Source organism: Streptomyces sp. NPDC088810, from assembly GCF_044750305.1.
Taxonomy (GTDB): domain Bacteria; phylum Actinomycetota; class Actinomycetes; order Streptomycetales; family Streptomycetaceae; genus Streptomyces.
Genome location: NZ_JBIVJQ010000015.1, coordinates 18,060 through 39,111, shown reverse-complemented (window position 1 = coordinate 39,111; position 21,052 = coordinate 18,060). Strand labels below are relative to the sequence as shown.

Annotated in this window: 16 protein-coding genes and 1 pseudogene; 8 read left to right on the top strand and 9 right to left on the bottom strand. The window is 74.0% G+C overall.

Going from position 1 to position 21,052, the window contains the following annotated elements; translation table 11 throughout:
- Positions 1 to 152 precede the first annotated feature (152 nt).
- The 4 genes from ACIP4Y_RS34450 (at position 153) to ACIP4Y_RS34435 (ending at position 3,211) form a co-directional block, all read left to right on the top strand.
- Positions 153 to 1,799: an FAD-dependent monooxygenase gene (locus tag ACIP4Y_RS34450; protein WP_401399926.1), complete on the top strand. Its 1,647-nt coding sequence runs from the start codon at positions 153 to 155 to the stop codon at positions 1,797 to 1,799.
- Between the two features lie 281 nt (positions 1,800 to 2,080).
- Positions 2,081 to 2,128, top strand: a complete 48-nt coding sequence (locus ACIP4Y_RS34445; RefSeq protein WP_309506048.1) for a hypothetical protein — start codon at positions 2,081 to 2,083, stop codon at positions 2,126 to 2,128.
- Positions 2,129 to 2,192: 64 nt separating this feature from the next.
- Complete coding sequence (locus ACIP4Y_RS34440) at positions 2,193 to 2,744, top strand: cysteine dioxygenase (RefSeq protein WP_401399923.1); 552 nt, start codon at positions 2,193 to 2,195, stop codon at positions 2,742 to 2,744.
- A 23-nt stretch (positions 2,745 to 2,767) separates the two neighbouring features.
- Positions 2,768 to 3,211, top strand: coding sequence for a rhodanese-like domain-containing protein (locus ACIP4Y_RS34435; RefSeq protein WP_401400194.1), 444 nt, complete (start codon positions 2,768 to 2,770; stop codon positions 3,209 to 3,211).
- An 88-nt stretch (positions 3,212 to 3,299) separates the two neighbouring features.
- Here the strand turns inward: ACIP4Y_RS34435 and ACIP4Y_RS34430 are convergent, their stop codons facing one another.
- The 5 genes from ACIP4Y_RS34430 to ACIP4Y_RS34410 form a co-directional block, all read right to left on the bottom strand.
- Positions 3,300 to 5,828: an ABC transporter permease gene (locus ACIP4Y_RS34430; RefSeq protein WP_401399920.1), complete on the bottom strand. Its 2,529-nt coding sequence runs from the start codon at positions 5,826 to 5,828 to the stop codon at positions 3,300 to 3,302.
- A 218-nt stretch (positions 5,829 to 6,046) separates the two neighbouring features.
- Positions 6,047 to 6,901, bottom strand: a complete 855-nt coding sequence (gene recX, locus ACIP4Y_RS34425; RefSeq protein WP_401399918.1) for a recombination regulator RecX — start codon at positions 6,899 to 6,901, stop codon at positions 6,047 to 6,049.
- 3 nt (positions 6,902 to 6,904) lie between these two features.
- A complete protein-coding gene (recA, locus tag ACIP4Y_RS34420) occupies positions 6,905 to 8,029 on the bottom strand; it encodes a recombinase RecA (protein WP_358642576.1) in 1,125 nt (374 codons plus the stop codon).
- A gap of 228 nt (positions 8,030 to 8,257) precedes the next feature.
- The gene (locus ACIP4Y_RS34415) at positions 8,258 to 9,508 is read right to left on the bottom strand and encodes an AI-2E family transporter (RefSeq protein WP_401400191.1); all 1,251 of its coding nucleotides are present in this window, start codon (positions 9,506 to 9,508) and stop codon (positions 8,258 to 8,260) included.
- A 138-nt stretch (positions 9,509 to 9,646) separates the two neighbouring features.
- Positions 9,647 to 9,841, bottom strand: coding sequence for a DUF3046 domain-containing protein (locus tag ACIP4Y_RS34410; RefSeq protein ID WP_358642578.1), 195 nt, complete (start codon positions 9,839 to 9,841; stop codon positions 9,647 to 9,649).
- An 80-nt stretch (positions 9,842 to 9,921) separates the two neighbouring features.
- Between ACIP4Y_RS34410 and ACIP4Y_RS34405 the strand changes: the two genes are divergently transcribed.
- Positions 9,922 to 10,866 (top strand): hypothetical protein, encoded by a 945-nt coding sequence (locus ACIP4Y_RS34405; protein WP_401399915.1) that lies wholly within the window; start codon positions 9,922 to 9,924, stop codon positions 10,864 to 10,866.
- A gap of 42 nt (positions 10,867 to 10,908) precedes the next feature.
- On the opposite strand, the gene ACIP4Y_RS34400 is transcribed toward ACIP4Y_RS34405, so the two are convergent.
- The 3 genes and pseudogenes from ACIP4Y_RS34400 to ACIP4Y_RS34390 all read right to left on the bottom strand — a co-directional run bounded on the left by ACIP4Y_RS34400 (position 10,909) and on the right by ACIP4Y_RS34390 (position 12,850).
- Complete coding sequence (locus tag ACIP4Y_RS34400; protein WP_030342831.1) at positions 10,909 to 11,217, bottom strand: AzlD domain-containing protein; 309 nt, start codon at positions 11,215 to 11,217, stop codon at positions 10,909 to 10,911.
- Positions 11,214 to 11,948 (bottom strand): AzlC family ABC transporter permease, encoded by a 735-nt coding sequence (locus ACIP4Y_RS34395; protein WP_358642582.1) that lies wholly within the window; start codon positions 11,946 to 11,948, stop codon positions 11,214 to 11,216. The genes ACIP4Y_RS34400 and ACIP4Y_RS34395 overlap by 4 nt, the downstream gene beginning before the upstream one ends.
- Positions 11,843 to 12,850: pseudogene (locus ACIP4Y_RS34390) on the bottom strand (AraC family ligand binding domain-containing protein). The gene ACIP4Y_RS34395 and the pseudogene ACIP4Y_RS34390 overlap by 106 nt, the downstream one beginning before the upstream one ends.
- A 169-nt stretch (positions 12,851 to 13,019) precedes the next feature.
- Here ACIP4Y_RS34390 and ACIP4Y_RS34385 point away from each other — a divergent pair.
- The 3 genes from ACIP4Y_RS34385 to ACIP4Y_RS34375 all read left to right on the top strand — a co-directional run bounded on the left by ACIP4Y_RS34385 (position 13,020) and on the right by ACIP4Y_RS34375 (position 20,092).
- On the top strand, positions 13,020 to 18,005 hold the full coding sequence (locus ACIP4Y_RS34385) for an ATP-dependent helicase (protein WP_401399912.1): 4,986 nt from the start codon (positions 13,020 to 13,022) through the stop codon (positions 18,003 to 18,005).
- Between the two features lie 411 nt (positions 18,006 to 18,416).
- A complete protein-coding gene (locus ACIP4Y_RS34380) occupies positions 18,417 to 19,262 on the top strand; it encodes an Fpg/Nei family DNA glycosylase (protein WP_401399910.1) in 846 nt (281 codons plus the stop codon).
- 65 nt (positions 19,263 to 19,327) lie between these two features.
- A complete protein-coding gene (locus ACIP4Y_RS34375; protein WP_401399907.1) occupies positions 19,328 to 20,092 on the top strand; it encodes an SDR family NAD(P)-dependent oxidoreductase in 765 nt (254 codons plus the stop codon).
- Positions 20,093 to 20,445: 353 nt separating this feature from the next.
- Here ACIP4Y_RS34375 and ACIP4Y_RS34370 read toward each other — a convergent pair whose 3' ends face one another.
- Positions 20,446 to 20,916: a DNA starvation/stationary phase protection protein gene (locus tag ACIP4Y_RS34370; protein ID WP_358642615.1), complete on the bottom strand. Its 471-nt coding sequence runs from the start codon at positions 20,914 to 20,916 to the stop codon at positions 20,446 to 20,448.
- Positions 20,917 to 21,052: the final 136 nt, after the last annotated feature.

The following is a 21,052-nucleotide window of genomic DNA, read 5'->3' as shown; positions in this document are numbered from 1 at the left end:
CCCAGGGGCAGTGGCATGATCGCCACTGCCCCTGGTCACTTGACGCAAACTCTCCCAATGGGTTGCATACGTTCTGTGATCGTGCACCCCGCTTCACCTTCCCGTTCACTTGTCTCCGTCAAGGCCTCGCCGCGAGCAGGGGGCGCCACACCGTGGACCCGGTGATCATCGTCGGAGCGGGGCCCGTCGGGCTCACGCTCGCCCTGGCGCTGGCGCGGCAGGAGGTGCCGACCGTCGTCCTGGACGAGGGACCCGGCAAGGACGAACCCCGCCCGGCGCGCACCGTCGTCCTGCGCGAGGACACGGCCGCCCTGCTGGAGCGGCTGACCGGCGTCGCACTCGGTGAACACGGGGTGCGCTGGGCCGGATGGCGGTCCCGGCGGCGCCGGCAGGTGGTGAGCGAGGTCGTCTTCGACGCGTCCGCGCCCGCCCCGCTGCACATCGCGCAGCACTTGCTCACGGGTTTCCTGCGCGGGGCCGTCGCCGGGGAGCCGCTCGTGAAGATGGCGGTGGACAGCCGCCTGGACGCGATCGAGCAGGAGCGTTCCGGCATCACCGCGCACACCCGTGGCCCGAAGGGCACTTGGTGGCGCGGAAGTTACCTGGTCGGCTGCGACGGCCCCCGCTCGACCGTGCGCAAACTCCAGGACATCCGCTTCCCGGGCCGTACGGCGGTGGAACGGCACGCGGTCGCGGCGCTGCGCGTGGAACTTCCGTGGGAGGGTCAGGCGTTGCTCCATCGGATGCCGCCGTGGCGGTCGTCCGGGCCCTCGGCCGGGGAGGTGACCGCCCGCCCCCTCCCGGACGGCGCGTGGCGCCTGGACTGGCTGCTGCCGCCGGGCAAGGACCTGGTCACGCCCGAGGTCCTGCTGACCGGGATCCGCGAGACCCTCGCGGGCTGGTCGGACGGCCCCGCACCGGCGTACGACCTGCTCGACACCGGCGTCCACACGGTGCACCACCGCCTCGCCCGCCGGTGGCGCGCCGGGCGGGTCTTCCTCGCGGGGGACGCGGCCCATCTGCTCGGCGCGCTCGGCACCCAGGGGCTCGACGAGGGGCTCAGGGACGCTGAGAACCTGGCCTGGAAGCTGGCCGCGGCCTGGCACCACGGCCCGCACGAGGCCCTGCTGGACAGTTACCAGACCGAGCGGCGCGCGGTGGTCGCCGCCCGGCTGCGCGCCGCCGACCAGGTGCTGCCGGTGCTGCGCGGCGGTGGTGGGCTGCGCCACATCGTCCCGGGCACGGCCCGGAACCACGACGCGCTGCTCACCGACGGCCACCTGGGACGCGGTCCGCTGGGCGCGCCCGGCACGTACGCCGACTCGCCGCTCGCGCCCCGGCAGCTGGAGGCTCGGATCCCGGTAGAGACCGCGCCGGGCGCACCGGTCGCCGACGTCCGGGTCACGGCGGAGGACGGTTCCTTCGTCCAGCTGCGCGACCGGCTCGACCGCGGCGCGCTGCTCGTCGTGCTGATCGCGCCCGGTACGGGTGTCTGGGACCGCAAGCACTGGGTGTCGGCCGGGGTGATGCCACGGCTGGCGGCGGCCGTGACCGCGCTGCCGCACCCCGCCGAGCTGCTGGTCGCCGAGAGCTACCCCGGTGCGCCGGCGCACAGTGTGCTGCTCGTGCGCCCCGACGGCCACCTGGTCACCGCGCTGAGCGGGGTGCGCCCGGCCGACCTGTACGCGGCGGCCGAGGCCACGCTGGGCGGCGCTGTGCGCGGGGAACAGCAGGAGGAGGAAGAGAAGAAGGGGGAGGAGGAGACGGCGGCGGCCCAAGCCGGCTCCGGCGCGCGCTGACTGTGTGCCGGGGACGCGGCTCCGGCGCATGCCGACCCCACGCCGGGGAGCACGTTCGGCGCGCGTCGGCCGTCTGCCGGGAGGCGACCCCAGCCCCTGTCGGCCGTGCACCCCGGCTTCCGCGCCTGCCGACAGCTCGCCTCGGGGGGGCTTCCGCGCGCCCCGGCGTGCGCTCCCTCACCCTCCGTCCACAGGGTGACACCCGGTTGACCCGATTGCGGCTGCATGCTGTACTCCGGATCGTGACCGACACCTGTGTGCGCCTGTGGCGGAGGGTCCACATGGACCTCGTCCGCTACGCGGGCTGCGTGTGTCGCCCGTCCTGCTGAATTCGCATCCTTTCCCTTTCCGGGCGCCGTCGTGCGCCCGTTTCCGCGAACGCTTTCCAGGACGGTGCACGTGTCTGTCCCCTCTCCTTCCCTTTCCTCGTCCGCGTCCCCGGCCGCCGGTTCGGCGCCCACCCAGGCGGACCTCCTCGACTTCGTCCGGCGTACGGCGGCCGACGCCGAGCTGATCGCCTCCCTCCCGCTCGACCCCGAGGGCCGCACCTGGGTGCGGCTGAAGGGTCCCGGCGGCAGCGAGGCCTGGCTGATCGGCTGGCCGCCCGGTACCGGTACCGGCTGGCACGACCACGCCGACTCGGTCGGCGCTTTCCTCACCGCCTCCGGCGACCTCACCGAGTACTCCCTCGCTGCCCGGCTGCCCACCGACGGCTGGAGGACCCTGGAACTCACCGACGGCGTGGACCGGGTGCGCCGGCTGCCCGCCGGGCAGGGCCGCGCCTTCGGCCGCCACCATGTGCACGAGGTGCTCAACGAGTCCCGCGAGCGACACGCGATCTCGGTGCACGCCTACTACCCGCCGCTGCCGCAGATCCGCCGTTACAGTCGCACGGGCCAGGTGCTGCGCCTGGAGCAGGTCGAACGCCCGGAGGACTGGCAGTGAGCGGCACGAGCGAGCGGTCGGCGGTGGCCGAGGCGACCCGCGGGGCCGGTGTGCCGTCCGGCGTGCCGGGTGAGCAGCCGCCCGGCATCGACGAGCTGCTGGAGCGGGTGCGCGCGGGCTACCAGCGCATCGAGGCCCGCCAGGCGCACGAGGCGGCGCAGTCCGGTGAGGCGTTGCTGGTCGACATCCGGTACGCCGCCCTGCGGGAGCGGGACGGGCTCATCCCCGGTGCCGTCGTGGTCGAGCGCAACGAACTGGAGTGGCGCCTCGACCCGCAGGGCAGTCACCGCCTTCCCGAGGCCACCGGGCACGACCTGCGTGTCGTGGTGATCTGCAACGAGGGCTACGCCTCCAGCCTCGCCGCCGCCTCCCTCCACCAGCTGGGCCTGCACCGGGCTACGGACCTGGTGGGCGGCTTCCAGGCATGGCGCGCTCAGGGACTGCCGGTGGAGCCGGCGACGGCCTGAGCCGTGGGCTGCGAAGAGCAGTGAACCCCCGGGGCCTGCCCGGGGATTCCTGGCGCCGCCGGCGGCCCCCCCGAGGAGGGCACCGGTGCTACTCCTTCGCCGTGGCGACCGTCACCGCCCGCACCCGGAGCGCCGCACGCCCGGGCACGGCACTGGCCACCAGCGCCAGGAGGCCGGCGACCGCGACCACGCCGACGTAGAGCAGCGGGGTGACCGCCGGTGCGGCCCGGCCCGTCATGCCGACGCTGAACGCGGTGAGCACGGCCAGCGCGATACCGGTGCCGACCGAGGTGGCGAGCAACAGGACGGACAGCGCCTCGGTGCGCAGCATGCGCAGCACCTGACGGCGGGTCGCACCGGCCAGCCGGAGCAGCGCGAACTCCCGGACACGCTCGGCGACCGACATGGCCAGCGTGTTGACGACCGCGATGGCGGTGAAGGCGAGGACGAGTCCCATGGCGAGGTAGTTGACCTCGGCGTTCTCCTGCTGCCGGTCGGCCCGGAGGGCGTCGGCGGCGGCCGGGGAAAGAATCCGCAGCCCGGGAAACTCACGGAGCGTAGTCGCGAGTTGTGTCTGTGTACGGGTCGTGCCGACGAGGACGGAGGAGGCGAGCGGGTTGTCGACGTGGTGGGCCACGAGGTCGTGGGCGAAGGTGAGGTCGCCGAAGCCGAGACCCCGCGCGTAGACGGCTGCGACGGTGAGCGTGGCGGGCGTGCCGTCGCCGAGCGTGAGTTTCAGGGTGCTTCCCGGCTTCAGATGCTGCTGGTCGGCGGCCACTTCGCTCACGGCGACGGTGCCGGGGCCGAGCCGGTCGAGGGAGCCGGCCGTGACCTCCGGGTCCCAGGTGCGGGTGAGACCGGCGGGGGTCACGCCCTGTGCGGGGTATTTGTCGAGGCCGACGCGGACGGTCGTGCGGACCACCTCGGTGACGGTGTCGTGCCGTGCGCGCAGCCGTTCGGCGGCCTCGCCGGGGACGCCCGGCCCCTGGGCGGCGACGACCCAGTCGGCCCTGACACCTTCGCGGACCTGGGTGCGGGCGGCGTTCCCGAGGGTGTCCTGGACGAACAGGACGGTGCAGGTCATGCCGACGAGCAGAGTGAGGGGGGTGACGACGGAGGCCATGCGGGCGGCGTTCCCACGCAGGTTGGCGGTGGCGAGCCGGCCGCCGTGGCCGGTGAGCCGGAGCGGGCCGGCGAGCAGCAGCGCGGCGGCCCTGACCAGGAGGGGACCGAGCAGGGCGACGGAGGTGGACAGGACGACGACGGCGAGGAAGGTCACGGGAGTCGAGGCGGGCTCGGTGCGCAGAACGGTGAGCAGGACGACGAGGACGACTCCGCCGGCGAGGAGCAGCAGCCCGGCGCCGATCCGGCCCCACGCGGGCCGGGTGCGCTCGGCCCTCGCTTCGGCCAGAGCCTCGGCCGGGCGGATCGTGGCGACTCTGCGCGAGGCGATCCGAGCCGCCGCCCAGGCGCCGAGCAGGGTGGCGGCGAGAGCGGCCAGCGGCGGGAAGACACTGACGGTGTGTTCGAGCGTGTCGGGTACGGCGCCCAGGGCGACGAACCGGGAGTGCAGCCAGCCGCCCAGCGGCAGCCCGAGCAGTGCGCCGACGGTGCCCGCTGCCGCGCCGACGATCAGCGCCTCCCGGCCGAGCAGCCTGCGGATCTGCCCGGAGGTGGCGGCGATGGCCCTGAGCAGGGCGAGTTCGCGATGGCGCTGCTGGACGGTGAGCGCGAAGGTGCCGACGACCACGAGCACCGCCACCAGCAGCGAGGTGCCGCCCATGGCGCCGCCCATGCTGACCAGCCGGGTGCGGGCGGCGGCCGCGTCCAGGAACTCGACGGGCCCGCGGGCGTCGCCGGCGCTGACCTGCGCCGTCGTCCCGTGCAGCGCCCGCTCCACCGCCCGGCGCACCCGCTCGGGGTCCGCCCCCTTGGCCGGCAGCACACCGAACGCGGTGACCTTGCCGGGGTGTCCGGCCAGCCGACGGGCCTCGGCGACGGAGAAGAACAGGGACGTCTGGTGGCGTACGGCGGTGGCCGGGGTGGCGATACCGGTGATCCGGTAGCCACGCGGGGCCTGCGTGGACTGAACGGTGAGCCGGTCGCCGGGCCGCAGCCGGGCCCGCGCGGCGAGGTCACCGTCGATCACCAGGTCGTCCGCGGCGGCGGGGGCCCGGCCGGCGGTCAGCCGGTACGGGGTGAGCGCGGCGGAGTCCCAGGCATGGCCGTAGGCGGTACGGTCGCCGGTGCCGGCCGGAGCCAACGGCTGGGCGACGAAGGTGAGTTCGGGGATCACCCGGGCCACGCCGGGGGTGCGGGCGAGCGTGCTGCGCAGGTTCCCGGCGAGCCAGGCGCGTTCAGCGATGGGTTTCGCCTTGTGCTTGACCTTGGTCTTGCCCTTCTTGTGCTTGACGGTGGTCCGGTGCACGTACTGGTCGGCGGAGACCACGACGGGAGCGGCGGCGTAGCGCTCGGTACGGATGGTGCCGCGCAGGCCGGTGTCGAGGAGGGTGCCGCACGCGGTGATCAGAGCCGCCGCGCACATCAGGGCGAGGAAGGCGCCGAGAAACCCCGCTTTGCGGGTGCGGACCGTCTGCAGGGCGTAACGCAGCATCATGGGGACGGGGCTCTCTTCTGGTGTACGCGTCGGCTGTGTCGTGCGCTGGGCGCGCGTACAGACTCGCCGGTGCGGGGGTGGAGAGCACTGCGGTGGCCCGGTGTCTTGCGAAGGGGGTCAACCCGCCCGCCCGCTGCGGGGGTTAACCCCACCCGGGCGCCGGTTCACACCGGCCGCCCCGAGCAGACCGTGCCGGAAGGACGCGTGGGAGAACCCCGTCAGAAGTCCCCGTCCCCCAGGAACTCCGTGTCCTCGCCCTCCTCCTCCAGGGCCTGGCGGACGATGCGGAGGGCCATGCCCTCGGAGTAGCCCTTGCGGGCGAGCATGCCGGCGAGCCGGCGGAGCCGCTTGTCGCGGTCGAGGCCGCGGGTGGCGCGCAGCTTGCGGGCGACGAGCTCACGGGCGGTCGCCTCCTCCTGCTCGGGGTCGAGCTGGGCGACGGCGTCCTCGATCAGCGCCGAGTCGACCCCCTTGGTGCGCAGTTCCCGGGCGAGGGCGCGGCGGGCGAGTCCCCGGCCGTGGTGCCGGGACTCCACCCAGGCGTCCGCGAAAGCACCGTCGTCGACGAGCCCGACCTCTTCGAAACGGTCCAGCACCTCGTCGGCGACGTCCTCGGGAATCTCCCGCTTGCGCAGGGCGTCCGCGAGCTGCTTGCGGGTGCGCGGGGTCCCGGTGAGCAGGCGCAGGCAGATCGCCCGGGCCCGCTCAGCCGGGTCCCCTGAAGACTCCCCCTGCTCGTCCCTCGCCGAGGAAGGGGGGCCTTCGTCCTCACCGGGCGCGTCCCCGAACCCGCGCCGCCGGCCACGACTCCGGCCGCCCCGCGCGCCGCCGGGTCCCCCGGAGCCACGGCCGCCACCGGAGCCACGGTGGCCGAGCGAACCGCCCCCGTACGGCTCACCGCCCGCGTCTCCGTCACCCCCGTAGCCGTCGGTTCCGCGGGACGTGCCGCGTCCGTCGTCCCGGTGTTCGTCGCCCCCGTCCGGGGCGGAGTCCGGGTAGCCCCCGGTGCCCCTCCCCCGTGGGACACCGGGGGTGGCGTACTCGTACTCGGCCCAGTCGGTTCGTCGTGTCACGGGTCAGCTCTTGGCAGCGGCGGCCTTGGGCTTGGTGGCCTTGGCGGCTGCCGGGGCGGGCACCGTCTTGGCGTCGTCGGCCGCGGCGGTGACCGCGGCGTCGGTGCCCGGCTCGGCGGCGGGCTCCTCCGGCCGGACTCCCACGCCCAGCTTCTCCTTGATCTTCTTCTCGATCTCGTTGGCCAGGTCGGGGTTGTCCTTGAGGAAGTTGCGCGCGTTCTCCTTGCCCTGGCCGAGCTGGTCGCCCTCGTACGTGTACCAGGCGCCGGCCTTGCGGACGAAGCCGTGCTCCACGCCCATGTCGATCAGGCCGCCCTCGCGGCTGATGCCCTGGCCGTAGAGGATGTCGAACTCGGCCTGCTTGAAGGGCGGGGCGACCTTGTTCTTGACGACCTTGCAGCGGGTGCGGTTACCGACCGCCTCCGTGCCGTCCTTCAGGGTCTCGATGCGGCGGATGTCGATGCGCACCGAAGCGTAGAACTTCAGCGCACGGCCACCGGTCGTGGTCTCCGGGGAGCCGAACATCACGCCGATCTTCTCGCGGAGCTGGTTGATGAAGATCGCGGTGGTCTTGGACTGGTTGAGCGCGCTGGTGATCTTCCGCAGTGCCTGGCTCATCAGGCGGGCCTGCAGACCGACGTGGCTGTCGCCCATCTCACCCTCGATCTCCGCGCGCGGGACGAGCGCGGCGACGGAGTCGATGACGATCAGGTCGAGGGCACCGGAGCGGACCAGCATGTCCACGATCTCCAGGGCCTGCTCGCCGTTGTCGGGCTGGGAGAGGATCAGGTTGTCGATGTCGACACCGAGCTTGCGCGCGTACTCGGGGTCGAGGGCGTGCTCGGCGTCCACGAAGGCGACCTGGCCGCCGGCCTTCTGCGCGTTGGCCACGGCGTGCAAGGTCAGCGTGGTCTTACCGGAGGACTCCGGTCCGTAGATCTCCACGACACGGCCGCGCGGCAGGCCACCGACGCCGAGGGCGACGTCGAGCGCGGTCGACCCGGTCGGGATGACCTCGATGGGCTCCTTCGACCGCTCGCCCATGCGCATGACCGCGCCCTTGCCGAATTGCCGTTCAATCTGCGCGAGCGCGGCGTCGAGCGCCTTCTCGCGGTCGGTTCCTGCCATGGGTTCCACCCGGTTTGCTTGAGTCGATCGCTTCACGTCAAAGACGCTAACGCCTGCCACTGACAATGCGCCCCGACGCAGGCCCAGCCTGTGGATAACCGAGGGACATCCCCCCTCGAATCGGGACGAAATCCCCAACCCAAAGCCTCGCCTGAGCTTCCATAAGAATGGATGTTCGATTTTTGTGTCAAGCGCACCACGCGGCACACGGGCGGGGCTTCGATGGGCCTACGGTCGCTGCTGTCCGCCGGGGCGGCCGCCGGTCCAGAGGCGTCGCGCGCGCGTGAACATCCCGGGGCCGCCCCGGCCCCGGCCGCGGTGTCCGTGCACCCGGGGGTCGTCCGTGACGGCGTACCGCTTCACGTACGCCCCGAGGAACGCCTGCAGGGTCGCCACCGCCGGGATGGCGATCAGCGCGCCGACCGCGCCCAGCAGCGCGGTACCCGCGACGACCGAGCCGAAGGCGACCGCCGGGTGGATGTCCACCGTCTTGGCGGTCAGCTTGGGCTGGAGCATGTAGTTCTCGAACTGCTGGTAGATCACGACGAAGACCAGCACCCACACCGCGTACCAGGGGTTCACGGTGAACGCGATCAGCATCGGCAGCGCGCCCGCGAGGTACGTGCCGATGGTCGGGATGAACTGCGAGACCAGGCCCACCCAGACTCCGAGCACCGGCGCGTACGGCACACCGAGGGCCTGGAGCAGGATGTAGTGCGCGACCCCGGAGATGAGCGCCATGAGGCCGCGCGAGTACAGATAGCCGCCCGTCTTGTCGACGGCTATCTCCCAGGCGCGCAGCACCTCGGCCTGGCGCGCGGGCGGCAGCACGGAGCACAGGGCGCGGCGCAGCCGGGGACCGTCGGCGGCGAAGTAGAACGAGAACAGCGCGACCGTGAGCAGCTGGAAGAGGCCGCCGAGCACCTGGGCGGACACGTCGAGGACACCGGTCGCACTGTTCTGCACGTACTTGCGCAGCCAGTCGGAGTGGAGCAGGCCCTCCTGGATGTCGACCCGTCTGAGCTCCGTGTGGAAGGTGTGGTTGATCCAGTTGATGAGCGAGTCGAGGTAGTCCGGGAAACCCTCGATCATCTTGATGATCTGGCCGGCCAGCATCGACCCGAGCAGCGTGACGAACCCGGCGGCGGCGACGGTCAGGCCGAGGAAGACCAGGAAGGTGGCGAGCCCCCTGCGCATGCCACGGGCCGACATCCGGCTCACCGCGGGCTCGACCGCCAGGGCCAGGAAGAACGCGATCACAATGTTGATCAGGAGTCCGGTCAGCTGGTGGAAGGCCCAGCTGCCCAGCTGGAACGCGGCGATCAGCGCGAGCGCGAGCACCATGGCGCGCGGCAGCCACCGCGGCATCCGGCCGTCCGGAGCGATGGCGCCGGAGGCCGGGGGCCGGCCGGGCGGGGGCGCGGCAGCCGGCGCTGCCTGCCGGGGGAACGGCTCGCCGTCCTCGGCGGTGGGTGCCAGGGGGTCCTCGTCAGTCGGTGCCACGCGCCCAGTCTCGCTCACGCCACCGACAACCGGACCCAGTGGGCGATCTTCGTGACAGATCAGTTCCGTACCGTCGCGTTCTTCTCCGGCAAGCGCGGCATTTCGGCCACCCGGTCAGCGCTTCTCGCCCGGCACGTTCATGACCGCGCAGACCACACGCCACACGTCCTTGGCCGCCCAGCCGGCGTCCAGCGCCTCGTTCACCGTGCGTCCGCCCAGTTCCGACATGACGTGATCGCGCGCGAAGGTGTCGGCGTACCCCGGACCGAAGTGTTCCGCCATCCGCTGCCAGAAGACCGTCAACCGCATGCCTCCAGTATCCCGCCCCTGGGGGTGGGCCCTGCCCGGGAGCACCTGCCGAGACCGCTTTCCGTCCTACGGTCTGACGCATGGCCGAAACCGGAGCTCCCCCACTCCCCTCCACGCCCCCGGCGCGTTCCCCGCTCTTCCGCGCCGAACAGTTCGTGTGGCTCACCGCGCGCGTGCTGGAGCAGCATCTCTTCGCGTACCACTTCCTGCACGGCAGCCCGGAGGCGGTGGAAGCGGCACTGGACGCCTACCGCAACGACGACGGCGGGTACGGGCACGCCCTCGAGCCCGACCTGCGCGGACCGGTCAGCCAGCCCCTGCACACCGCGCACGCCCTGCGCGTGCTGGACGCCGTCGGGCGCTGTGGCGGGCAGCGCGTGGAGCAGCTGTGCCGCTATCTGACCTCCGTCTCGACCCCGGACGGCGCCCTGCCGGCGATCCACCCGAGCCAGCGCGGGTATCCGACGGCGCCGTTCGTCCCGGTCGTCGACGACCCTCCCAGCGAGCTGCTGGCCACCGGGCCGGTGGTCGGGCTGCTGCACCGCAACGAGGTGTGGCATGCCTGGCTGTTCCGGGCCACCGACTTCTGCTGGCAGGCGGTGGAGTCCCTGGAGAAGTCCCACCCCTACGAGGTGCAGGCCGCCGTCACCTTCCTGGACTCCGCTCCCGACCGCCTGCGCGCGGAGGCCGCCGCCGACCGGCTGGGCCGCCTGGTGCGCGAGCAGCGGCTCGCCGCGCTGGACCCGGACCGCCTCGACGCGTTCCCGGTGGCCCCCGGCTACGCCCCGGGCGAGCACCACTTCCCGCACGACTTCGCCCGCAGCCCCGGCTCGCTCGCGCGCGCGTGGTTCACGGACGACGAGATGACGCGCTCGCTGGACCACCTGGCCGCCGGGCAGCAGGACGACGGCGGCTGGCCGATCCGGTGGCGCCGGTGGGCCCCGGCCCCGGCGCTGGAGGCCCGCCCACTGGTGACGATCGAGGCCCTGCGCACCCTGAGGGCCTACGGCCGCTTCGTGGGCTGAGCCACCCTCGCGCGCGGGATCGGCCTTTCCCGTCGGCGGACCTCACCCGCCGACGGCCCGCACCCCCGCCGTCACCACCACGGCCGCCGCCACGACCAGCAGGAACGGTGCGCGCAGCACCAGTGCCACGGCCGCCGCGCCGAGCCCCGCGGCCCGCGCGTCCAGGACGAGCGCGTGCCCGTCGGCGAACGTCTGCTGGGCGGTGAGCGCGGCCAGGAGAGCCACCGGCAGCAGGGCGGCCAGCCGGCGCACGTACGGCCGCTCGACGGTGTGCGCCGGCACCAGCAGTCCGGCGAGCTTGACGGCGTAACAGCCGAGGGCGGTCACGCCGATCGCGATCCAGGTGTTCACCGGTCCTCCTCCGAGCCTGCCTGCTCCTCCTGCCGGGTACGGCCCCGGCGCCGGCCCTCCACGAAGAGGGCGAGCGGGGCCGCCAGTGCCGCCACCAGGACCGGCAGACCGGCCGGCAGGACGGGCAGCAGACCGAGGCCCAGCAGGACGGCGAGGGCCGCCACCGCGCGCTCGGTGGGCGTCTTCAGCATCGGCGCGAGCAGCGCCAGGAACACGGCGGGTCCCGCCGCGTCCAGGCCCCACGCGCGCGTGTCGCCGATCGCCCGGGCGCCCAGCGCGCCGAGCAGCGTGGTGAGGTTCCACAACAGGTACAGGCTGAGGCCGGTGACGGTGAAGCCGAGCCGCGCGGCCCGCCGGGTCGGCTGCGCCAGGGTCACCGCGGTGGTCTCGTCGATCACCCATTGGGCGGCGAACGGCCGTAGCGCGCGGGGGAGGGCGAGCAGCTGCGACAGCCGCAGCCCGTAGAAGGCGTTGCGCACGCCCAGGAAGAACGCGCCGGCGGCGGCCGTGAACGGGTTGCCCCCGGCGGCGAGCGCCCCGACCAGTGCGAACTGGGAGGCGCCGGTGAACACCAGGAGGCTGAGCGCGCAGGTCTGGAGCAGCCCGAGTCCGCTGCCGGCCGAGGTCACCCCGAAGGCGAATCCGGACAGGCCCACGGCGACGCCGACGCCCAGGGCGTCCCGTACGACGGCCGAGTCCGGCTTGTCCGCTCCTTCGGCGGTCTGGTCCATGAGAGCTATGTGCTGTGCCACGCCCAGGACGGTACGGGCGGTTCTCAGCCCGCGTCTTGTACGTTCTTGCGCTCGTCCGGGCCGGTGCGCTCGCGCTGGTACGCGCCCGGGGGCACGCCGACGATCCGGGCGAAGTGCCGGTTGAGGTGGGGCTGGTCGGTGAAGCCGACGGCGACGGCCGCCTCGGCCGGGGCCGTCCCCGCGTCGAGCAGCAGCCGGGCGCGGCGCACGCGGGCGTCCGTCAGCCAGGTGTGCGGCGGCATGCCGTAGGCGTCGCGGAACGCCCGCAGCAGGGCGAACGGGCTGGAGCCGAGGTCCGAGGCCAGCCGTTGCAGGGTCGGCGGCTCGGCCATCCGTTCCTCCAGCACCGCACGCGCGCGTGCGGCGATGCTCGCGCCGGCCGTCCGGGTCCGCCGCTGGGGCAGCGGGCCGCCGTTCAGCCGCAGCAGCCTGGTCACGGCGACCCGCAGGAGCGTGTCGGCGGCCAGCGCGTTGCCCTCGTCGGCGGCGCGCAGCACCTGGTGCACCAGGCGGACGGTGTAGGGGTCGTCGAGGACGGGGCTGACGAAGCCCGGCGTGCCCCGGAGGGTGGTGGTCTCGGCGGCGATCGCGGCGACCACGTCGGGCGACGGGTACAGGGCTCCGTACCGCCAGCCCTCGGGGACCCCGGCCCGGCCGGTGTGCGGGGTGTCCGGGTTGACGAGGGCCAGCGCTCCCGCGCCGGCGGAGACGTCGGAGCCGCGGTGGTGGAAGACCTCGACGCCGTCGGCGATGGCCGCGATCACGAAGTTCTCGTGGGTGTGCCGGACGAACGTCTTGCGGATGTACCGGGCCCGCAGCAGGTCGACACCGGGCAACTCCGCGTACTGCCAGTGCCGCGCCCGCTCCCCTGAACCCGCCATACGCCCATTGTCCGCCCTGCCCGAACCACACCGACACCGCATTTCCGCGCCCGGCACCGCGTAGGCCCCGCACGTCCCGGCCCGGCGCTCGCCGGCCCGGCATTCCCCCCCCGGCTCCGCATCTGCGCAGGTCACGGCGATTGTCAGTGGGCGGGTGCAGGATGGACGCATGGTCAGCTCCGCACACCGAGCCCTCGACGGCTTCTCCCCCGCGACCCGCGGCTGGTTCACGGGGGCGTTCTCCGCGCCCACCGCGGCCCAGGCGGGCGCGTGGAATGCCATCCGGGCGGGCTCGGACGTGCTGGTGGTCGCCCCGACGGGCTCCGGCAAGACGCTGGCCGCGTTCCTCGCCGCCCTGGACCAGCTGGCCTCGGCCCCGCCCCCGGCCGACCCGAAGAAGCGCTGCCGGGTGCTGTACGTGTCCCCGCTGAAGGCTCTCGCGGTCGACGTCGAGCGCAACCTGCGCAGTCCGCTGACCGGTATCCGCCAGGAGTCCGTGCGGCTGGGCCTGCCCGAGCCCGAGGTCAGGGTCGGGATCCGGTCCGGCGACACCCCGGCCGCCGAGCGCCGTGCCCTGTCCACGCGCCCGCCGGACATCCTGATCACCACCCCCGAGTCGCTGTTCCTGATGCTGACGTCGGCCACGCGTGACGCGCTCACGGGCGTGGAGACGGTGATCCTGGACGAGGTCCACGCGGTCGCGGGCACCAAGCGCGGCGCGCATCTCGCGCTCTCCCTGGAGCGGCTGGACGAGCTGCTGCCGAAGCCTGCCCGCCGGATCGGCCTGTCGGCGACCGTGCGCCCGGTGGACGAGGTGGCCCGGTACCTGTCCCCGCGCCGCAAGGCGGAGATCGTCCAGCCGGAGTCCGGCAAGGAGTTCGACCTCTCCGTCGTCGTCCCCGTCGAGGACATGGGCGAGCTGGGCGGTGCCCCGGCGGCCGACGCCGCCGAGGGCGGGGAGCGGCCGTCGATCTGGCCGCACGTGGAGGAGCGGATCGCCGACCTGGTCCAGGCCCACCGGTCCACGATCGTCTTCGCCAACTCCCGCCGCCTGGCGGAGCGGCTGTGCAACCGGCTCAACGAGATCGCATACGAGCGGGCGACCGGGGAGACCCTGGACGAGCACCACTCCCCCGCCGAGCTGATGGGCGGCTCGGGCGCCGCCCAGGGCGCGCCGCCGGTGATCGCCCGCGCGCACCACGGCTCGGTCTCCAAGGAGCAGCGCGCCCTGGTGGAGGAGGACCTGAAGGCGGGCCGGCTGCCCGCGGTGGTCGCCACCTCCAGCCTCGAACTCGGCATCGACATGGGCGCCGTGGACCTCGTCGTCCAGGTCGAGTCCCCGCCCTCGGTGGCCTCGGGCCTCCAGCGGGTGGGCCGCGCGGGGCACCAGGTCGGCGCCGTCTCCACCGGTGTCGTCTTCCCCAAGTACCGCGGTGATCTCGTCCAGGCGGCCGTGGTCACCGAGCGGATGCGCTCGGGTTCGATCGAGTCCCTGAAGGTGCCCGCGAACCCGCTGGACGTCCTCGCGCAGCAGGTGGTCGCCATGACGGCGCTGGACACCTGGCAGTTCGACGATCTGCTCGCCGTGGTCCGCCGCGCGGCCCCGTTCGCCTCGCTGCCCGAGTCGGCGTTCACGGCGGTCCTGGACATGCTCGCGGGCCGCTACCCGTCCGACGCGTTCGCGGAGCTGCGCCCGCGCGTGGTGTGGGACCGCGTGACCGGCGAGATCACCGGCCGCCCGGGCGCCCAGCGCCTCGCCGTCACCTCCGGCGGCACCATCCCGGACCGCGGCCTGTTCGGCGTCTTCCTCGCCGGTTCCGACCCCAAGAAGGGCGGCGGCCGGGTCGGCGAGCTGGACGAGGAGATGGTCTACGAGTCCCGCGTGGGCGACGTCTTCACGCTGGGCACGAGTTCCTGGCGGATCGAGGACATCACGCGCGACCGCGTCCTGGTCTCGCCCGCGCCGGGCGTGCCGGGCCGGCTGCCCTTCTGGAAGGGCGACCAGCTGGGCCGCCCGCTGGAACTGGGCCGCGCGGTGGGCGCGTTCCTGCGCGAGGTCGGCTCGCTGTCCCGGGAGGACGCGCGACTGCGGCTGCTGGCGGCGGGCCTGGACGCGTGGGCGGCGGACAACGTGCTGTCGTACCTGGACGAGCAGCGCGAGGCCTGCGGCCATGTCCCGGACGACCGTACGATCGTCGTGGAGCGGTTCCGTGACGAGCTGGGCGACTGGCGGGTCGTCGTCCACTCCCCCTTCGGCGCGCAGGTCCACGCCCCCTGGGCCCTCGCCCTCGGCGCCCGCCTGTCCGAGCGGTACGGCATGGACGCGCAGGTCATGCACGCCGACGACGGCATCGTGCTGCGCCTGCCCGACGCCGACCTGATGGGTCTGGACCTGCTCGACCAGGAGCCGATGAAGGCCGGCACCGAGTACGACAGCGACCAGGCCCCGGTCGGCGCGGCCGACGTCGCCTTCGACAAGGGCGAGGTCGACCAGATCGTCACCGACCAGGTCGGCGGCTCGGCGCTGTTCGCCTCCCGGTTCCGCGAGTGTGCCGCCCGCGCGCTGCTGCTGCCGCGCCGCAACCCCGGCAAGCGCACCCCGTTGTGGCAGCAGCGCCAGCGGGCGGCCCAGCTGCTCCAGGTGGCGAGCGAGTTCGGCTCGTTCCCGATCGTCCTGGAGGCGGTCCGCGAATGCCTCCAGGACGTCTTCGACGTCCCCGGGCTCGTGGAGCTGATGGGTGACATCGAGTCCCGCAAGGTGCGCCTGGTCGAGGTCACCACCCCGGAGCCGTCCCCGTTCGCCCGCTCCCTGCTGTTCGGGTACGTCGCCCAGTTCCTGTACGAGGGCGACTCCCCGCTGGCCGAGCGGCGCGCCGCCGCGCTGTCGCTGGACTCGCGGCTGCTGGCCGAGCTGCTGGGCCAGGCGGAGCTGCGCGAACTGCTCGACGCGGAGGTGCTGACCGAGCTGGAGCGCGAGCTGCAGTGGCTCACCGAGGACCGCCGGGTCAAGGACGTGGAGGGCGTCGCCGACGTGCTCAGGCTGCTCGGCCCGCTGACCGACGCGGAGCTGGTGGCGCGGGGCGCGGACCCGCAGTGGCCGCGGGAGCTGGCCGGGGCCCGCCGGGCGATCAGGGTGCGGATCGCGGGGACCGATCACTGGGCGGCCGTCGAGGACGCGGGCCGGCTGCGCGACGCGCTCGGCACAGCGCTGCCCGTCGGTGTTCCCGAGGCGTTCACCGAGCCCGTCAAGGATCCGCTGGGCGACCTCCTCGCGCGGTACTCCCGTACGCATGGTCCGTTCACCTCGGCCACCGCGGCGGCCCGGTTCGGCCTCGGCGTGGCGGTCACCGAGGGCGCCCTGCAGCGGCTGGCCGCGGCCGGGCGGGTCGTACAGGGCGAGTTCCACCCGGCGGGCATCGGCCAGGAGTGGTGCGACGCGGCCGTGCTGCGTCGGCTGCGCCGCCGTTCCCTGGCGGCCCTGCGGCACGAGCTGGAGCCGGTGCCGCCCGCCGCGCTCGCCCAGTTCCTGCCGCAGTGGCAGCACATCGGCAGGGGGCATGGGCTGCGGGGCGTCGACGGGCTGGTGCGCGCGGTCGAGCAGTTGCAGGGCGCGTCCGTGCCGGCCTCCGCGCTGGAGAAGCTGGTCCTGCCCTCCCGCGTGGCCGGCTACACGCCCTCGATGCTCGACGAACTGACCGCCGCCGGCGAGGTGGTGTGGGCCGGCGCGGGCGCCCTGCCCGGCAAGGACGGCTGGGTCTCCCTCTATCTGGCGGACGCGGCCCCGCTGCTGCTCCCGGCACCGCACCCGCTGGAGCTGACCGCGCTCCACCAGTCCGTGCTCGACGCCCTTTCCGGCGGCTACGGCCTGTTCTTCCGGCAGATCGCCGACCAGGTCCGCGCGACCACGCACCCCGAGGTCACCGATCCCCAACTGGCCGACGCACTGTGGGACCTGGCCTGGTCGGGCCGGCTCACCAACGACACGCTGGCGCCGATGCGCGCCCTACTGGGCTCGGGTCGTACGGCGGGCTCGACCGCGCACCGCGCCAAGCGTGCCGTCCCGCGCGGGCGCTACGGCTCCCTGACGGCCGCGGCACGCACCGCCTCCCGCACCGGCCCGCCGACCGTGGCCGGCCGCTGGTCCCTGCTGCCGACGGCCGAGCCGGACGCCACCGTGCGCGCGCACGCCCTGGCCCGCACGCTCCTGGACCGGCACGGCGTGGTCACCCGGGGCGCGGTCGCCGCGGAGGGCGTCGAGGGCGGCTTCTCTGCGGTGTACCGGGTGCTGTCGGCGTTCGAGGAGAGCGGTCAGGCCCGGCGGGGTTACGTGGTCGAGGGGCTGGGCGCGGCCCAGTTCGCGATGGACGGCGCGGTGGACCGCCTCCGCGCGGTGGCGAACGCCCGCGAGCGGACCGAGGGCCTGCCCGCCCCGACCGGCCGTAGCGGTTTCGCCGAGCCGGCCTTCCCGAACCCGTTCGACACCACTGACGGCACCCCGCACGGCCACGCCTCCCCCGGCGCCTTCGACGCGGCCGACGCCGGCTTCACCCACCCCGGCCTGGACGGCGACTTCACCTGGCCGCCTGAGGACCACCCGGCCGCCGACGGCGACCACGCCTCCCCCCGGGACCTCGCCGACCCCTTCGCCTCCCCCGGCTACGGCGGCCCCCGCGGCGGCGGCACCGCGCCCTACGGCCCGGCCGCCTACGGCACGGCCCCGCATCGCGGCTACGGCAACGGCCGCACGGGCGCCCCGGCATCCGACGCCCGCGCCGTGGTCCTCGCCGCGGCCGACCCCGCGAACGCCTACGGCTCCGCGCTGCCCTGGCCGGAGCCGCCGACCGGAGCCGGGCACAAGCCGGGCCGCAAGGCCGGTTCCCTGGTCGTCCTGGTGGAGGGCGAGCTGATGCTGTACATGGAACGCGGCGGCAAGACCCTGCTGGCCTGGCCCACCGCCCCGGACACCGCCGCACCGGACGACCCACGCCTGCGTACGGCAGCCGAGGCGCTGGCCGCGTCGGCCCGCGCGGGCTCACTCGGCACGGTCACGGTCGAGCGCATCAACGGCGCCCAAGCCCTGACCTCCCCCATTGGCACCCTCCTGGAGGCAGCGGGATTCGTGGCAACACCACGCGGCCTGCGACTGAGAGCCTGACCCGACACCGCAACGCGCCGTGCGGGCCACCGGCTTCTCTCCGCCGGCAAGCGCGACCGGCATCGCGGCCACCCCCTCTCCCGCCCGGCACGACCGCCGGGACCACCACCGGCCCCGCCCACCCAGTCCCCGACCCCGCCCGGCACGGCGACCACCCTTCTCCACCGACCCTGCCACCCAGCCCTGTGCCTACCGCGTGAGCCACCGACCCACCCTGCCCGGCACCATGACCGGCATCGCGGCCACCGTCCCCGCCCACAAGGCCACCCCACCCACCACCATGACCGGCATGACGGACCGCACCCCCACCCCGGCCCAGCCACCGAGACCACCGCCCCTCCCCCCCACCACCCCACCGGCACCCCAACCACCCAACCCACCCCTCTCACCCCTTCGTGGCACCCTTGACGCATGCCCGAAGGTGACACCGTCTGGCAGGCCGCGCGGCGGCTGCACGAGGCTCTCGCGGGCAAGCCGCTGACCCGCAGCGACTTCCGCGTGCCGAAGTACGCGACGGTCGACCTCACCGGCCGCAGGGTGCTGAACACGATCCCGCGCGGCAAGCACCTGCTCACCCGGTTCGACGGCGGCCTGAGCCTCCACACCCATCTGCGCATGGAGGGCACGTGGAAGGTGTACGACGCCGGCGAACGCTGGCGGGGCGGGCCGGCGCACCAGATCCGGGCGGTCCTCGGCACGGCCGACCGGACGGCCGTCGGCTACCGCCTGCAGGTCCTGGAACTGCTGCGCACGACCGATGAGGAACGGGTCGTCGGCCACCTGGGCCCCGACCTGCTCGGCCCGGACTGGGACCCCGAGCGTGCCCTGGCCAACATCCTCGCCGACCCCGTCCGCCAGCTCGGCGAGGCCCTGCTGGACCAGCGCAATCTGGCGGGCATCGGCAACGTCTACAAGAGCGAACTGTGCTTCCTGCTCGGCGTGACCCCGTGGCTGCCGGCCGGCGCGCTCCCCGCGGACCGCGCCGAGAAGCTGCCCGTTCTGGCCAAGCGGCTCCTGGAGGCGAACCGTGACCGTCCGGTCCGGCAGACCACCGGCCTGCACCGGTACGACCTGTTCGTCTACGGCCGCGCACCCCGCCCGTGCCTGCGCTGCCACACCCCCGTCCGGGTCGCCGACCAGGGCGACGGCTCCCAGGAACGCCCGACCTACTGGTGCCCCACCTGCCAGGCGGGCCCCGCTCCGGCGCCGGGCTCACCACAGCGCTGGCGGGACAAGTACCCCCGCCGCACCGGCTGACCGCCCTGCGCCCCGCACCGCCCACTAATTGACGACCCGTCAGAAATGCTCGTACCGTCGCCTGCATGGCCCTCAGCGCGTACGACCTCAGCGGACGCACCGCCTTCGTCACCGGAGCCGCCGGCGGGATCGGGCGGGCCTCCGCCGTACTGCTCGCCGAGGCGGGCGCGACGGTGCACTGTGCGGACCGGGACCCGGACGGACTGGAAGGCACGGCCGCGCTGATCAAGAAGTGCGGCGGCACGGCACACGTCCACGTCCTCGACGTCACCGACCGGGCCCGGCTCGCCGAGGCGGTCCGGTCCTGCGAGCGGCTGGACGTGCTGGCGGCGGTCGCCGGGATCATGCACAGCAGCCCGGTGCTGGAGACCCGGGACGAGGACCTCGACCGGGTACTGGCCGTCAACTTCAAGGGCGTGCTGTACGCCTGCCAGGAGGCGGCCCGTCTGATGCTCGCGCACGGGACCCGCGGCAGCATCGTGACCATGGCCTCGGGCGCGGTCGACACCGGCGGCGCCGGCCTGCTCTGCTACGGCGCGGCCAAGGCGGCCGTGGTGCAGCTGACCAGGACGCTGGCCACCGAGGTCGGCCCGCACGGCATCCGGGTCAACGCGATCGCGCCGGGCTGGATCCGTACCCCCATGACCGACCGCCACGACCGGGAGGCACAGGCGCACACGGAGGCCGTGATGACCCGGCTGACCCCGCTCGGCCGGGTCGGCGAGCCGGACGACGTCGCGCACGCGGTGCTGTACCTGGCGTCGGACGCGTCGGCCTTCACGACGGGTCAGATACTTCGCCCGAACGGGGGTGTGGCGATGCCCTGGTGACGTCCCCGGCCCGCCAGGCGGTCACCCAGCGCCCGGTCGGCACGGCCCCGGTCGCGCGCCCCTTGGGCGCACAGTGCACGGGCAGCAGGCTCAGCCCCCACCCGCCGGCCACGACGGCCCCTTCCAGCACACCCGAGCCACCGCCCGCGGCGAGCCGCAGCACGGCCCACCACCACACCGCCCCGAGCCCGGGCGCCACCACCCAGCGCACTATCCGCCCCACCATGCCCGCCACCACCTCCAGCCGGACGCTAGACCGCCACCCCGACCGCCCGGGAGGCGCACCGAGGGCTCACTGATGCAGCCCCGGGAGGAGAACAGCCCGTCCGGCGCGGGAGGGCGAGGCCGGCCGCTTACGCGTTCTCCGCCTGGAACATCCAGTGGTGCTTCTCCAGGTCTGCGGTGATCCCGATGAAGATGTCCTGGGTCACCGGGTCCGGCGCCCCCGTCGCCTCCACCCGCTCCCGCATCCCGGTGATCACCGCGCCCAGCGCGTCCACCATCGCCCCGACCGCGTCCGTGTCCTTGATCCAGCCCGCGGGAGTGGTCTTGATGCCGCTGCCGGAGGCCACCGTGGCCGCGCGCCCGTCGGGCGGGATGCCCAGCGCCGAGGCCCGCTCGGCCACCGTGTCCATGTGGGTGCGGGCGGAGTCGACCACCTCGTCCAGCTGGAGGTGGACGGAGCGGAAGCGGGGGCCGACGACGTTCCAGTGGATCTGCTTGGCGACCAGGGCGAGGTCCACCAGGTCGACCAGGGCGCCCTGCAGCGCCTCGGACACGGTCTTCAGATCCGCGTCGGCCAAGGGGCTCTTCACGACGTACATCCGCTTCCTCCGGTGCTCGGGCGCCGTCACGTCCCTCCACCATGACCGCACCGCCCAACCCCGGCAAACGGACGCCCAACGGGTGAAGAGCGACGAAAAGCCCCGGCCGGCTCCCCAGGTCTCCCTGGAGCAGCCG

What these genes read in the sequence shown, in the direction of transcription:
- ACIP4Y_RS34430 (WP_401399920.1), bottom strand. Translation starts at nt 5,828, where the DNA reads ATGATGCTGCGTTACGCCCTGCAGACGGTCCGCACCCGCAAAGCGGGG.
- recA (WP_358642576.1), bottom strand. Translation starts at nt 8,029, where the DNA reads ATGGCAGGAACCGACCGCGAGAAGGCGCTCGACGCCGCGCTCGCGCAG.
- ACIP4Y_RS34410 (WP_358642578.1), bottom strand. Translation starts at nt 9,841, where the DNA reads ATGCGGTTGACGGTCTTCTGGCAGCGGATGGCGGAACACTTCGGTCCG.
- ACIP4Y_RS34405 (WP_401399915.1), top strand. Translation starts at nt 9,922, where the DNA reads ATGGCCGAAACCGGAGCTCCCCCACTCCCCTCCACGCCCCCGGCGCGT.
- ACIP4Y_RS34395 (WP_358642582.1), bottom strand. Translation starts at nt 11,948, where the DNA reads ATGGACCAGACCGCCGAAGGAGCGGACAAGCCGGACTCGGCCGTCGTA.
- ACIP4Y_RS34385 (WP_401399912.1), top strand. Translation starts at nt 13,020, where the DNA reads ATGGTCAGCTCCGCACACCGAGCCCTCGACGGCTTCTCCCCCGCGACC.
- ACIP4Y_RS34380 (WP_401399910.1), top strand. Translation starts at nt 18,417, where the DNA reads ATGCCCGAAGGTGACACCGTCTGGCAGGCCGCGCGGCGGCTGCACGAG.
- ACIP4Y_RS34375 (WP_401399907.1), top strand. Translation starts at nt 19,328, where the DNA reads ATGGCCCTCAGCGCGTACGACCTCAGCGGACGCACCGCCTTCGTCACC.
- ACIP4Y_RS34370 (WP_358642615.1), bottom strand. Translation starts at nt 20,916, where the DNA reads ATGTACGTCGTGAAGAGCCCCTTGGCCGACGCGGATCTGAAGACCGTG.